At 69.9% G+C, this 13,197-nt stretch carries 10 protein-coding genes and 1 tRNA gene; 6 read left to right on the plus strand and 5 right to left on the minus strand.

The genetic code is table 11. The features are described 5' to 3' along the window. Positions 1 to 9: 9 nt before the first annotated feature. Positions 10 to 609 (minus strand): glutathione S-transferase family protein, encoded by a 600-nt coding sequence (locus ACYVO7_RS15175; RefSeq protein WP_460450643.1) that lies wholly within the window; start codon positions 607 to 609, stop codon positions 10 to 12. Position 610: 1 nt separating this feature from the next. Beyond that, entirely contained in the window at positions 611 to 5,287 is a 4,677-nt protein-coding gene (gltB, locus tag ACYVO7_RS15180) for a glutamate synthase large subunit (protein WP_460450720.1), read from the minus strand. Between the two features lie 671 nt (positions 5,288 to 5,958). Between gltB and ACYVO7_RS15185 the strand changes: the two genes are divergently transcribed. Then, positions 5,959 to 7,017, plus strand: coding sequence for a threonine aldolase family protein (locus ACYVO7_RS15185; RefSeq protein WP_460450644.1), 1,059 nt, complete (start codon positions 5,959 to 5,961; stop codon positions 7,015 to 7,017). Positions 7,018 to 7,197: 180 nt separating this feature from the next. Further along, positions 7,198 to 8,091: a hypothetical protein gene (locus tag ACYVO7_RS15190; RefSeq protein ID WP_460450645.1), complete on the plus strand. Its 894-nt coding sequence runs from the start codon at positions 7,198 to 7,200 to the stop codon at positions 8,089 to 8,091. A gap of 84 nt (positions 8,092 to 8,175) precedes the next feature. Here ACYVO7_RS15190 and ACYVO7_RS15195 read toward each other — a convergent pair whose 3' ends face one another. Further along, positions 8,176 to 8,655 carry an Hsp20 family protein gene (locus ACYVO7_RS15195; protein ID WP_406854836.1) on the minus strand — a complete coding sequence of 160 codons (480 nt, stop codon included), beginning with the start codon at positions 8,653 to 8,655 and terminating at the stop codon, positions 8,176 to 8,178. Between the two features lie 282 nt (positions 8,656 to 8,937). Here ACYVO7_RS15195 and ACYVO7_RS15200 point away from each other — a divergent pair, with 282 nt between their 5' ends. Both ACYVO7_RS15200 and ACYVO7_RS15205 read left to right on the plus strand, forming a co-directional pair. Next, complete coding sequence (locus ACYVO7_RS15200) at positions 8,938 to 9,285, plus strand: hypothetical protein (RefSeq protein WP_460450646.1); 348 nt, start codon at positions 8,938 to 8,940, stop codon at positions 9,283 to 9,285. A gap of 81 nt (positions 9,286 to 9,366) precedes the next feature. Beyond that, positions 9,367 to 10,365: an alpha/beta fold hydrolase gene (locus ACYVO7_RS15205; RefSeq protein WP_460450647.1), complete on the plus strand. Its 999-nt coding sequence runs from the start codon at positions 9,367 to 9,369 to the stop codon at positions 10,363 to 10,365. A 16-nt stretch (positions 10,366 to 10,381) separates the two neighbouring features. Here ACYVO7_RS15205 and hisN read toward each other — a convergent pair whose 3' ends face one another. Then, complete coding sequence (gene hisN / locus ACYVO7_RS15210) at positions 10,382 to 11,164, minus strand: histidinol-phosphatase (RefSeq protein ID WP_460450648.1); 783 nt, start codon at positions 11,162 to 11,164, stop codon at positions 10,382 to 10,384. Between the two features lie 388 nt (positions 11,165 to 11,552). Then, the gene (locus ACYVO7_RS15215) at positions 11,553 to 12,443 is read right to left on the minus strand and encodes an N-formylglutamate amidohydrolase (protein ID WP_460450649.1); all 891 of its coding nucleotides are present in this window, start codon (positions 12,441 to 12,443) and stop codon (positions 11,553 to 11,555) included. Between the two features lie 136 nt (positions 12,444 to 12,579). Between ACYVO7_RS15215 and cpdR the strand changes: the two genes are divergently transcribed. Further along, a complete protein-coding gene (cpdR, locus tag ACYVO7_RS15220; RefSeq protein WP_460450650.1) occupies positions 12,580 to 12,963 on the plus strand; it encodes a cell cycle two-component system response regulator CpdR in 384 nt (127 codons plus the stop codon). A gap of 92 nt (positions 12,964 to 13,055) precedes the next feature. Then, positions 13,056 to 13,130: transfer RNA gene (locus ACYVO7_RS15225), tRNA-Val, on the plus strand. The last annotated feature ends 67 nt before the right edge of the window (positions 13,131 to 13,197 follow it).

Below are 13,197 nucleotides of genomic sequence, written 5' to 3' on the forward strand. Positions count from 1 at the left end.
TGCCCCTGCCTAATGTGCTGTTTCGACCGACGGCAGGCCAAGGGCCTGCTCGCAGCGCCGGATCCAGGCCCTGAGGCTGGTCCGCGGTGAAAGATCGAGGCCGCCCTCGCCGGCCAGGCGCGTATAGGCCAGCAGGGCGACGTCCGCGACGGTGAGACGGCCTGCCGCAAACCAGTCACGGCCGGCCAGGATCGTATCCATGAAGTCCAGCGCCTGCTCGGCGCGGGCGACGCGCCAGGACTCACGATCGGCGGCGCTCTTGCCGAGATAGACCATTTGGAAGCGGCAGCCGGCGACGAAGAGCTCGTGGCTGTTCTGCTCCCAGAACAGCCACTCGTCGACCTGCGCCTGCTCGAAAGGATCGTCCGGCAACAGGTCCGATCCGCGCGCCAGATAACGGATGATGGCGTTCGACTGGGCCAGCGCCCGGCCATCGTCGAAAACCACCACCGGGACCTGCCCCATCGGGCTCAGCGCCAGGAACTCTGGCGTGCGGCTCTCGCCGCGCATGATGTCGACGGGCAGCCACTCATAGTCGAGGCCGAGGCGGTCCGCCACGACCTTCACCTTCAGGCAGTTGCCCGACTGCATGTCGCCATAGATGCGCATCTCACTCCGCCGCCTGCAGCGTCCTGAACTTCTCCATCTCGCGAAGCGCGCGCCGGTACTCGACCGGCATGACCTTCACGAAGCGGGTCCGGTAGTCGGCCCAGTTGTCCAGGATGTCCTTGGCGCGGGTCGACCCCGTGTAGCGCAGGTGGTCGCTGATCAGCTGCAGCAGGCGCTCCTCGTCATGGCCGGACATGTTGGCCATGACGTCGATGCGGCCCTTGGTCTCCAGGTCGCCGCCATGGTGGTGGAGGCGCTCCATCAGGTCCTCCTCCTCCTCGACGGGCTCCAGGTCGACCATCGACAGGTTGCAGCGCTTCTGGAACGCGCCGTCCTCGTCGAGCACATAGGCGATGCCGCCCGACATGCCGGCCGCGAAGTTGCGCCCGGTCTGCCCGATGACCACCACCACGCCGCCGGTCATGTACTCGCAGCCATGGTCGCCCGTGCCTTCCACGACCGCCACCGCCCCGGAGTTGCGGACGGCGAAACGCTCGCCCGCCACGCCCCGGAAGTAGCACTCGCCGGAGATCGCGCCGTACAGCACCGTGTTGCCCACGATGATGGACTGCTCGGCGACCGTGCGGGAGCCGTCCGCCGGGCGGATGATCAGCTTGCCGCCCGACAGGCCCTTGCCGACATAGTCGTTGGCCTGCCCGACGAGCTCCAGCGTCACGCCGGCCGCCAGGAAGGAGCCGAAGCTCTGCCCGGCCGTGCCGTCGAGCCGGATCCGGATCGTGTCGTCCGGCAGCCCGGCGTAGCCGTGCCGCTTGGCGATCTCGCCCGACAGCATGGCCCCCGTGGTGCGGTCCGTGTTGTGGATCTCGGCCCGGATCTCGACCGGCGCGCCGCCCTCGATGGCCGCCATGGCCTGCGGGATGAGCGTGCGGTCCAGCACGGCGTCGATCGGGTGCTTCTGGCGCTCGACATGCCGGATGGCGACGTCGGCTCCGACCTCGGGCTTGTGGAAGATGCGGGAGAAGTCGAGCCCCTTGGCCTTCCAGTGGTCGATCGCCTCGCGCCGGTCGAGCAGGTCGGACCGGCCGACCATCTCGTCCATGGTGCGGAAGCCCATCTCGGCCATCAGCTCGCGCACTTCCTCGGCGACGAAGAAGAAGTAGTTGATGACGTGCTCGGGCGTGCCCTTGAAGCGCTTGCGCAACACCGGGTCCTGCGTCGCCACGCCCACCGGGCAGGTGTTCAGGTGGCACTTGCGCATCATGATGCAGCCGGCCGCGATCAGCGGCGCGGTCGAGAAGCCGAACTCGTCGGCTCCCAGCAGCGCGCCGATCACGACGTCGCGGCCGGTGCGCAGCCCGCCGTCGACCTGCAGGGCCACGCGGCCGCGCAGCCGGTTCAGCACCAGCGTCTGCTGGGTCTCGGCGAGGCCCATCTCCCAGGGCGAGCCCGCATGCTTCAGCGAGGTCAGCGGGCTCGCGCCCGTGCCGCCCTCGAAGCCCGAGATGGTGATGTGGTCCGCCCGCGCCTTGGCGACGCCGGCCGCGACCGTGCCGACGCCAACCTCGGAGACGAGCTTCACCGAGACGTCCGCCGTCGGGTTGACGTTCTTCAGGTCGAAGATCAGCTGCGCGAGGTCCTCGATCGAGTAGATGTCGTGGTGCGGCGGCGGCGAGATGAGGCCCACGCCCGGGGTCGAGTGGCGCACCTTGGCGATCACCGCGTCGACCTTGTGGCCGGGCAGCTGCCCGCCCTCGCCGGGCTTGGCGCCCTGCGCCACCTTGATCTGCATGACGTCGGCGTTGACCAGATACTCCGCCGTGACGCCGAAGCGGCCGGACGCGACCTGCTTGATGGCCGAGCGCTTGGAGCGGCCGTCCGGCAGCGGGACGTAGCGCTCGCTCTCCTCGCCGCCCTCGCCGGTGTTCGACTTGCCGCCGATCCGGTTCAGGGCGATCGCCAGCGTCTCGTGCGCCTCCTTGGAGATGGAGCCGAACGACATCGCGCCGGTGGAGAAGCGCTTCACGATCTCGACCGCGCTCTGCACCTCCTCGAGGGGGACGGGGCTCGCGCCGCGCTCGGCCGCGGTCCGGATCCTGAACAGGCCGCGAATCGTGGTCAGGCGGTTCTGCTGGTCGTTGATCTCGCGGGCGAACTCGCGGTAGCGGTCCTGCGCGTTGAGGCGCACCGCGTGCTGCAAAGTGGCGACGGAATCAGGCGTCCAAACATGGTCCTCGCCGCGGATGCGGTAGGCGTATTCGCCGCCGACATCCAGCGAGCTGCGATAGACCGGGGCGTCGCCGAAGGCGTCGCGGTGGCGCCGGACCGTCTCTTCCGCGATCTCCTCCAGGCCGACGCCCTCGATGGTGGTCGCCGTGCCGAAGAAGTACTTCTGGACGAGTTCGCTGCGCAGCCCGACCGCGTCGAAGATCTGGGCGCCGCAATAGGACTGGTAGGTCGAGATGCCCATCTTGGACATGACCTTCAGGATGCCCTTGTCGACGGACTTGATGTAGCGTTTGACGATCTCGTCCTCGTCGACCTCCTCGGGAATCTCGCTGCGCATTCCGGCGAGCGTCTCGAAGGCCAGATAGGGGTTGATCGCCTCGGCGCCGTAGCCCGCCAGGCAGCAGAAGTGGTGCACCTCGCGCGGCTCGCCGGTCTCCACCACGAGGCCGACCGAGGTGCGCAGGCCCTTGCGGATCAGGTGATGGTGCACCGCCGCCGTCGCCAGGAGCGACGGGATCGGGATGCGGTCCGGCCCGACCTGGCGGTCCGACAGGATGATGATGTTGTAGCCGCCATGCACGGCCGCCTCGGCGCGCTCGCAGAGCCGGTCGAGGGCGCCCGGCAGGCCGGCCGCGCCCTGCTCCACCGGGTAGGTGAAGTCGAGCGTCTTGGTGTCGAACCGGTCCTCGAAATGGCCGATGCAGCGGATCTTCTCCAGGTCGCCATTGGTGAGGATCGGCTGGCGGACCTCAAGCCGCTTGCGGCGCGAGGAGCCCTCGAGGTCGAAGATGTTCGGCCGCGGCCCGATGAAGGACACGAGGCTCATGACGAGCTCCTCGCGGATCGGGTCGATCGGCGGGTTCGTGACCTGGGCGAAGTTCTGCTTGAAATAGGTGAAGAGCGGCTTCGACTTGGACGACAGCGCCGAGATCGGCGTGTCGGTGCCCATCGAGCCGACGGCCTCCTGGCCGGTGACCGCCATGGGCGACATCAGCAGCTTCAGGTCTTCCTGGGTGTAGCCGAAGGCCTGCTGGCGATCGAGCAGGGTGACGTCGGTGCGCGACTGGCGCGGTTCGACGGGCTTCAAGTCCTCCAGGATGATCTGGCCGCGCTGCAGCCATTCCCGGTACGGGTTGGCGGTCGACAGCGAGGTCTTGATCTCGTCGTCGGAGACGATGCGGCCCTGCTCCAGGTCGATGAGCAGCATCTTGCCGGGCTGGAGCCGCCACTTGGTGACGATCTTCTCTTCCGGGATCGGCAGCACGCCGAACTCGGAGGCCAGCACGACGAGGCCGTCGTCGGTGACGAGATAGCGGGCCGGGCGCAGGCCGTTGCGGTCCAGCGTCGCGCCGATCTGGCGTCCGTCCGTGAAGGTCACGGCGGCGGGACCGTCCCACGGCTCCATCAGGGCGGCGTGGTACTCGTAGAAGGCGCGCCGGTCCTCGTCCATCAGCGGGTTGCCGGCCCAGGCCTCCGGGATCAGCATCATCACCGCATGGGCCAGCGAGTAGCCGCCGCGCACCAGGAACTCGAGCGCGTTGTCGAAGCAGGCGGTGTCGGACTGGCCCTCATACGAGATGGGCCAGAGCTTGGAGATCTCGGCGTCGAAGAGGTCGGAATCCACCGAGGCCTGCCGGGCCGCCATCCAGTTGACGTTGCCGCGCAGCGTGTTGATCTCGCCGTTGTGGGCGACCATCCGGTAGGGATGCGCCAGAGACCAGGTCGGGAAGGTGTTTGTGGAGAAGCGCTGGTGGACCAGCGCCAGGGCCGACGCGAAGCGCGGGTCGGTGAGGTCCTTGAAATACTCGCCGAGCTGCCCGGCCAGCAGCATGCCCTTGTAGGTGATGGTGCGCGAGGACAGCGACACCGGGTAGAAGCCCCGGGTCCTCTCGTCCTTCATGTCGTAGATGGTGTTCGAGATCACCTTGCGCAGGATGAACAGGCGCCGCTCGAAGGCGTCGTCGCCGGCCGTACTCGCGCCGCGGCCGATGAAGACCTGGCGGATGCAGGGCTCCGTCGGCTTCACGCTCTCGCCGAGGCCGGAGCTGTCGACCGGCACGTCGCGCCAGCCCAGGAAGTGCTGGCCCTCGTCGGCGATCACCTTCTCGACGATCTGCTCGCACAGGCTGCGCCCCTCGGGGTCGCGCGGCAGGAACAGCATGCCCACCGCATAGTCCCCCGGCGCCGGAAGGGTCAGCCCCAGACGGGCCGCCTCCTCGGCGAAGAAGCCGTGCGGGGTCTGCACCAGCATGCCGCAGCCGTCGCCGGCCTTGGGGTCGGCCCCGACGGCGCCGCGATGGTCGAGATTGAGCAGGATCTGCAGGCCCATCTGCACGATGGCGTGCGACTTGCGGTTCTTCATGTCGGCCACGAAGCCGACGCCGCAGGCGTCATGCTCGCGCGCCGGATCGTAGAGGCCCTGGGCGTCCGGATAGGAGGGGTCGCGCATGACATGCGTCGTCGAGGCGGCCGGGTGAAGCGCCGCCGGCATGGCGCTCGCCTCGCTGCCGGCGCCGATCGGGCCTTGTCCTGTCCGCTCGCTCATGTCGCCCTCGTCCGTTGCGGCGGCCGTCCCGAGACAGCCGGAGTCAGCATCCGTGCGGATGGCGGCGACGGAGCATGAACCCGCCATGCACGACGCGCGCCATCCGGCTCGGGGCTCATTCTCAGTGTGGGAGGTCCGGCCGCGCCCCGTCTTGCGCCCGCTCCCGGCGGGCGTCTCCGATCCGCGTAGGACCGGCGGGCGCCCGCTTAGCCCGCGTTTTTGCGGGCGGCACGTTTACGATCGCGCGTCGCGGCCGCGCCGCGCGTCGTCGTCTTCGTGATCGTGCCGTTCGTCCGCACCTGGCTGTCCGCCGTCATCTCGCGCGGGGCCGCAACCCCGGAAATTGGGACAGCAAGACTGTCCTATCGAGGCGGGACAATGCCAGATAACCATAAGCCGCACAAGGGCCATTTTTCGTCGTTTTCGCAAGATTGTTGCCCGCCTCTTCGCTGGCGCGCAAGGAACGGAACGTCGCGGCGAACCGGGCGCAAGGGTGTGACCCGCGCCGGGCGCCGAGCGCGCCGTGGGCCCGCAGACGGGACCTGCGCGCCGCGGGCTTGCTCCCGTCCCCGATGCATGCATCGTGCGGCCGTCCCTCCCGTCACCCGAGACCGATGATGAATTTCGCAAGCGACAATGTGGCCGGCGCCAGCAGGCCGGTGCTCGACGCCGTCATCGCCGCCAATGGCGGCGCGGAAAGCGCCTATGGGGTCGACGCCTATACGAAGCGGGCCGAGGAGCTGCTCGCGGGCGTGTTCGAGCGCGACTGCGCCGTCTTCCTCGTCGCGACCGGAACCGCCGCGAACGCGCTGGCGCTCTCGGCGATCAGCCAGCCCTGGAGCGCCATCTTCAGCCACGCCGAGGCGCATGTGCTCGACGACGAGTGCGGCGCGCCCGAGATGTTCACCGGCGGCGCCAAGATCGTCGGGATCCCGGGGGTGGCCGGCAAGTTCACGCCCGCGGGCCTCGAGGCCGCGCTGGAGCGTTTTCCCAAGGGGGTCGCCAAGGCGGTCCAGCCCGCCGCCGTCTCCGTGTCGCAGGTGACCGAGGCCGGCACGCTCTATGCGCTCGACGAGATCGCCGCCATCGCGGCGACTGCGCGCCGCCACGGCATGGCGACGCACCTCGACGGCGCGCGCTTCGCCAACGCTCTGGCGGCGCTCGGCTGCACGGCGGCCGAGATGACCTGGAAGGCCGGCGTCGACGTGGTGTCGTTCGGCGCCACCAAGAATGGCGGCCTCGCCTGCGAGGCGGTGGTGATCTTCGACAAGGACCGGGCGGCCGATTTCCAGTACCGCCGCAAGCGCAGCGGCCACACGCTCTCCAAGGGCCGCCTGCTCGGCGCGCAGATGGTCGGCTATCTGGAGAACGGCCACTGGATGGACAACGCCCGCCACGCCAACGCGGCCGCCACGGCGTTGTCGCGCGGCCTCGCCGAGGTCGAGGGCGTGCGCCTCGTCTGGCCGACCCAGGCCAACGAGGTCTTCGCCGTGCTGCCTCCCTCCGTGGACGCAGCCCTGAAGGCGGCCGGCGTGCGCTACGCGCCCTGGTCCAGCGGCAGCCTGCCGGAGGGGTTCGCCATCGGCCCGCAGGAGAGCTTCGCCCGCTTCGTGACGTCCTTCGCGTCCCGTGACGAGGACGTGGACGCCATCCTGCGGGCGGCCCGCGGCGCCTGAGGCCGGCGCTGCGGCGCCTTGGCGGCGTCGCAGGTCCGCCTTAATCGATCATTAACGCTTCCGGGCTTGTCATCCTGGGAGCCTGCCTCCATGCACCCGCACTTCGCTGCCGCCGGTCGTCAGACTGCGGTCGCCCGACGTTTCGTCCGCCGCGGCGCCCTCGCGCTCGCGGCTCTTTTCATGGCGGGAGCGTCGCTCCCCGCCCTCGCGGCCCCGATCGGGGCCGACCGCCTCTCCGCCGCGCCGCTGGCCGCGCCGGCGCAGTTCTCCGGCTTCATGATGGGGCCGGGCGAAGTCGCCGACATCCTCTACTCGCGCTACGGCTACCAGCGCGTGATGCGCATCCGCTCGGTGGGCGACGTCTACGAGGCCGACGCCATCGACCGCCGCGGCTACCGCGTGCACGTCACCCTCGACGGCTATGACGGGCGCCTGCTGGAGAGCTTCGCGGTCGGGAGCCGCGCCTATGACGCGCCCGCGCCGATTCCGCCGCGCGGCGTGCCGGGCTATCGCGGCGCGCCGGAGGGCTCCGCCGCCCTGCCGCCGCTCCGCGACGAGGAGGAGCGCTATGGATCGCGCCCGCCGGCCGCCCGCATCGGGCCCGACCCGCTGGAGCGGTCCGCGCCGAGGCCGCCCAGGAGCCGCGAGGCCCGCACGCCGGACGCCTCGACCGCGCCCGCCCCGGCCCACAAGCCCAAGGCCGTCCCGTCCTTGCCGAAGCCGGCCGAGCAGTCGGCGCCGCCGAAGTCCGACACCACCGCGGCCCGGCCGGTCGCGCCGGAGCCCGCGCCGCAGCCCGTGGCCCCGGCCCCGATCCCCTCGCCGGCCCCGCCGCCGGTCACCGCGGCCCCGGCCCCCGCCGAGCCTCCGGCCGCCGCGGCCCCGCAGGAGCCGCCCGTGCGGCAGGCCAGCCCGGCCCCCCAGCGCATCCCCGAGCCGCTGGTGGATCCCAAGACCGGCAAGCCGACCGCGTCGTCGGACACCGGCGCCGTTCCGGCCGCCCCGCTGGACGACTCCAGCAGCCGCGGCCCGGCGGCAGCCTCCCCGGCCGTCCCGCCCGCCGCGCTCGACTGAGGAGCGCGACGCCGCGCGCACGAAAAAGGGCGGCCCGCGCAGGGCCGCCCTTCTGATTCAGAGGTTTTCGACCTCGACGTCGCGTTACGCGGCGGCCTTCTCGGACTGCACCGAACCGTCGATGACGGTCTTTTGGCCGGACGCGGAGATCGGGATGAGGCGCGGCTTCTTGGCCTCGGGGATCTCGCGGACGAGGTCGACGTGCAGGAGCCCGTTCTCAAGGCTCGCGCCCGTCACCTGGACGTAGTCGGCGAGCTGGAAGCGGCGCTCGAAGCTGCGGGCCGCGATGCCCTGGTACAGCACCTCGCCGGCGCGTTCGCCGGACTGGCCCTGCTTCTCGCCGCGCACCGAAAGGGCGTTCTCCTTCACCTCGATGGCGATGTCCTTGTCGGTGAAGCCGGCGACCGCGATCGAGATGCGGTAGGCGTTCTCGCCCGTGCGCTCGATGTTGTAGGGCGGGTAGGCGGTCGCGGCGTCCGGGCTGGCCATCTGGTCCAGCATCGAGAACAGCCGGTCGAAGCCGACCGTGGAGCGGTAGAGGGGGGAAAGATCGTACTGGCGCATGGCATATCCTCCTAGAAGCGACATGCGGCGGTTCGCCTTCAGAGGCCGAACCGGCCGGTCCGCGCAGCCGTCATGGCCTGCGCTGGCCCTGAGGTAGTGAGGCTCTCCGAGCCGTTCAAGACCCCCCGGCAGGCTGGCGGGAGCGCCGGACACGGCGGCGCTTCCGGTCCCGCTCCCGCACATGAACCGCGCGTGAACGGACGCTTCCGGAGACGTTCAGGCTCGCCGTGGCAAGACACCGCCATCGTTGAAGACCGACGCCGTCTTCCAGAGGCTGATCCCATGCGTGCGTATCGTCGAGCCGTCCTGCTGGCGGCGACCATCCTGGCGGCAGGCGCCGGCCTCGGCGTGGCCGGCCTCGCGCCGTCCCGCGCCGTCGCGGGCGATAACGTCGCGCAGGGCGGAATGGAGCCGCAGGCGATCGAGTCCGTGCTGGCCCGCCAGGGCTACTCGGACGTCCGCAACCTGCGCCGGCGCGGCGGCCTGTGGCTGGCCGACGCCTCCGGCCCGCGCGGCCAGCGCATGCGCACGGTCGTCGACGCCTTCACGGGCGAGATCACGGGGCTGGCGCCGCTGGAGGGATCCGTCCTGGCGCCCCGCGTCCGCAAGTCCGCCGACGCCCGGATGTGAACGCGCCGGGGCGCAGCGCTGCGCTCATCGCTCCCTTACGATTATCGGGTATAACGCGGGACAGACCCCGCAGGAGCGCCCGTGGACCTCGTTTCGATCCCCGCCAACCCGACGCCGTCCAACGCGGTCGTCGCCAGCGTGACGAGCGCCGGCGGCGTGAAGCTGCGCGTCGCCCGCTGGCGGCCGACCGCCAAGAAGGTCCGCGGCACCGTCTATGTCCTTCAGGGCCGGGCCGAGTTCATCGAGAAATATTTCGAGGTGATCGGCGAGCTGCGCCGCCGCGGCTTCCATGTGGTCGCCTTCGACTGGCGCGGCCAGGGCGGCTCCGACCGGCTGCTGGCCGACCCCCGCAAGGGCCATGTGGACGACTTCGACGACTATGTGGCGGACCTCGCGGCCGTCATGGACGCCACCGCCGGGCGGCCCTGTCCTGAGCCCTTCTTCGCGCTCGCGCACTCCATGGGGGGCGCGATCCTGATCCGCGCGCTCCAGCGCAAGCCGGACCTGGTGGAGCGGGCCGTGCTGTCCGCCCCGATGATCGAGATCTCGGGCCTGCGCCGCCCGCGCCGCATGCACTGGCTCGCGGCGGCGCTCGACGTGCTCGGCCTCGGCGGCGCCTACATTCCCGGCGGGGGCCAGACGGCCGTGGCCACGAAGCCCTTCGCCACGAACCCGCTGACCTCGGATCCGGCGCGCTATGGTCGCACCGCCGCGATCGTCGAGGAGGCGCCCGGCCTGGCGCTGGGCGATCCCACCATCGGCTGGGTGCACGCGGCGTTCCGCGCCATGGAGCCGTTCAAGGACCCCAACTTCCCCCTGCAGCTGCCGACGCCCCTGCTCATCGTGGCCGGTTCGGCCGACGCCGTGACGATCACGGCCGCCGCGGAGCGCTTCGCGGCGCGCCTGAAGGCCGGGCGGGCCATCGTGCTGCCCGGCGCCATGCATGAGCTCCTGGTGGAGCGCGACCCGGTGCGCTCGCAATTCTGGGCGGCGTTCGACGCCTTCGTCCCCGGCGCCGCCCTGACGGCCGCCCGGGAGGCGATGGCGCGCCAGGACGCCGACGCGCCCGCGCCGGCCTGAGCGGCCCTCGCGCGGCTCAGCGGTTCAGGAGCGCCAGTGTCTTCTCGTGGAGGCGCGGATCGCCCGACGCCACGATCGAGCCGCCTTCGGCGGGCGAGCCGCCCGACCAGGTGGTGACCACGCCCCCCGCGCCCTGCACGATGGGGGCTAGCGCGACGATGTCGTAGGGCTTCAGCCCGGTCTCGATGACGATGTCGATCAGCCCCGCCGCCAGCATGCAATAGGCGTAGCAGTCATAGCCGAAGCGGGTGAGCCGCGCCTCGGCCTCCACCCGTTCGAAGCAGCCGAGATCCGCCGCCTCGAAAAGCCGCGGCGACGTGGTGGACAGGATCGCGTCCCCCAGAGCATCGCAGCGGCGGGTCCGCAGCGTCCGCTCGCCGGCAGGGCCTCGCCAATGCGCGCTGCCGCCGTCGCCGAAGAACCGCTCGCGCGTGAAGGGCTGGTGCATCATGCCGTAGCAGGGCTGGCCATGGCGCGTCAGCCCGATCAGGGTGCCCCAGGTGGGCAGGCCGGCGATGAACGACTTCGTCCCGTCGATCGGGTCCAGCACCCAGACGAACTCCGATTCGGTGCGCTCGTCGCCATATTCCTCGCCGATGATGCCGTGCGACGGGAAGGTGCGCTTGATCATCTGGCGCATCGCGGCCTCGCCGGCGCGGTCGGCCTCGGTGACCGGGTCGAAGACGCCGCCGCGCGACTTGTCGGCCGCCGCCAGCGTGGTGCGGAAGAAGGGCAGGATCGCGGTGCCCGAGATGGTGGCCAGGTCGTCCACGAAGCCTGCGAAGTCGACCGCCGTCATCGATCCATCCTGCCGTGGGAGCGCCGTTCAGGCGGTGATAGAGAACATCCCGGCGCTTGGCAACGCGCGCCGGCCGACGCGCCGCAGGACGCGCGCAGCCAAGGTTCATGCCAGAACCATTTTGGGTCCGTCTGTTCTGTGCTGCACTGCACGCATGACGCCGAGTCAGAGAAACTCCTTTGTTTTCCCCGATTCCGCCTCCCTTGCGCTTCCGAGAATGATGCGAGACGCCCCTTGTGTTTTGTGCGGTGCAATGACATATTCGGTGGGCGTTGGGACGCGCCTCGCGCGTTCGACGTAGCCCTCCTTGGGCGTTTCCTCCCTAGACTTGGGCCGCCAGCATCGCGTTGGCGGCCTCTTTCTTTTCAGGGCCGTTTTTCCGGCGGGCTCATTCGGCCGCCAGGCGCCCGGCCCCCAGATACTCCGCCATCTCGCGCATGAGCGCGTCCGCCACCGCCATCATGTCGGCCGCCACCCGGCCGAAGGCGTGCGTGCGCACGAAGCGGCGCTCGTCCATGTAGAGCGCTCGGCTGATTTCGATCTGGATGGCGTGGCGCCCGGTGGCGGGGTCGCCGTAATGCTCGGTGATGTAGCCGCCCGCATAAGGCTTGTTGCGCGCCACCACATAGCCCCTGGAATGCAGCGTCTCCTCGATCACGTCGGCGAAGAGCCCGGCCGCGCTGGACCCGTAGCGGTCGCCGATGACGACGTCGGCCTTGCTGTAGTCGTCCTTGGCCGAGACGCCGGACGGCATCGAATGGCAGTCGACCAGCAGGGCCGCCCCGAACCGGCGCATGCTGCGTTGGAGGAGCCGGTCCAGGGCGTCGTGATAGGGCTTGTACAACCCTTCGATGCGCATCAGCGCCTCTTCGACCGGAAGGCGCCGTGCATAGATCTCCTGCGAATCCCCCACGATCCTGGCGATGGTGCCCAGCCCGCCCGCCACCCGCATCGAGCGCGTATTGGCGTAGGCCGGCAGCCTGCCCTCGAACATGCGCGGATCGAGCTCGTAGGGCTCGCGGTTGACGTCCAGATAGGCCCTGGGGAACTGCGCCTTCATCATCGGCGCGCCGCGCGGGACCACCCCGGCGAAGAGCTCGTCCACGAAGGTATCCTCGGAGCGCCTCAGCGTCAGCGGGTCCAGCCGCGAGGACGCGATGAAGGAGGCGGGATAGACGCGGCCGGAATGCGGGGAGTTGAAGATGAGAGGCGTGGCCAGACTGGCTGGCTCGACGATCTCGAAAGGCGTATCGAACAGGTCGGCCAATGCATTCGTCATCGGATGTCCGGGACAGCGATCGCTGGTATGAAGTCTGCCTGCAACCGGACGGCCTGTCCACGATTGGGACGGTGATCGGCTTTCACGGGTTATTTACCCTCTTCGCGCTTGATGACATTGACGACCGGAGCCACCCATGTCCGCTGACACAGCCCTCACCACCCGCATCCTCCTGGCCGAAGACGACAACGACATGCGTCGGTTCCTGGTCAAGGCTCTGGAGAACGCCGGATACGACGTGGCCTCCTTCGACAACGGCCTGTCAGCCTATAACCGTTTGCGCGAGGAACCGTTCGAACTCCTGCTCACCGACATCGTCATGCCGGAGATGGACGGCATCGAGCTGGCCCGCCGGGCGACGGAGCTCGACCCCGACATCAAGGTGATGTTCATCACCGGCTTCGCCGCCGTGGCCCTGAACCCCGATTCGCAGGCCCCGAAGGACGCCAAGGTGCTGTCCAAGCCCTTCCACCTGCGCGACCTCGTGAACGAGGTCCAGAAGCTGCTCCAGGCCGCCTGATCGCCGCCCGGCGGGCGCGCTTTTCGTCGCTTGCCATCTCCGAACCGAGCCGCTATACCCCCGCCACTCGCGATCGACCTCCGGTCGTCGCCGGGCGCGTAGCTCAGCGGGAGAGCACTACGTTGACATCGTAGGGGTCACAGGTTCGATCCCTGTCGCGCCCACCATTTCGAAAGCCCTGGACATCGCTTGGACAAAGCGGCGTCCGGGGCTTTTGCGTTTCCAGGCCGGCCA

The organism is Alsobacter sp. SYSU BS001988 (genome assembly GCF_054796215.1).

Bases quoted from the DNA above. Each gene is read 5' to 3' on its own strand.
- ACYVO7_RS15195 (WP_406854836.1), bottom strand. From the start codon at position 8,655: ATGCGCCAGTACGATCTTTCCCCCCTCTACCGCTCCACGGTCGGCTTC.
- ACYVO7_RS15175 (WP_460450643.1), bottom strand. From the start codon at position 609: ATGCGCATCTATGGCGACATGCAGTCGGGCAACTGCCTGAAGGTGAAG.
- ACYVO7_RS15185 (WP_460450644.1), top strand. From the start codon at position 5,959: ATGAATTTCGCAAGCGACAATGTGGCCGGCGCCAGCAGGCCGGTGCTC.
- hisN (WP_460450648.1), bottom strand. From the start codon at position 11,164: ATGACGGCGGTCGACTTCGCAGGCTTCGTGGACGACCTGGCCACCATC.
- cpdR (WP_460450650.1), top strand. From the start codon at position 12,580: ATGTCCGCTGACACAGCCCTCACCACCCGCATCCTCCTGGCCGAAGAC.
- ACYVO7_RS15190 (WP_460450645.1), top strand. From the start codon at position 7,198: ATGGCGGGAGCGTCGCTCCCCGCCCTCGCGGCCCCGATCGGGGCCGAC.
- ACYVO7_RS15215 (WP_460450649.1), bottom strand. From the start codon at position 12,443: ATGACGAATGCATTGGCCGACCTGTTCGATACGCCTTTCGAGATCGTC.
- ACYVO7_RS15200 (WP_460450646.1), top strand. From the start codon at position 8,938: ATGCGTGCGTATCGTCGAGCCGTCCTGCTGGCGGCGACCATCCTGGCG.
- gltB (WP_460450720.1), bottom strand. From the start codon at position 5,287: ATGCCGGCGGCGCTTCACCCGGCCGCCTCGACGACGCATGTCATGCGC.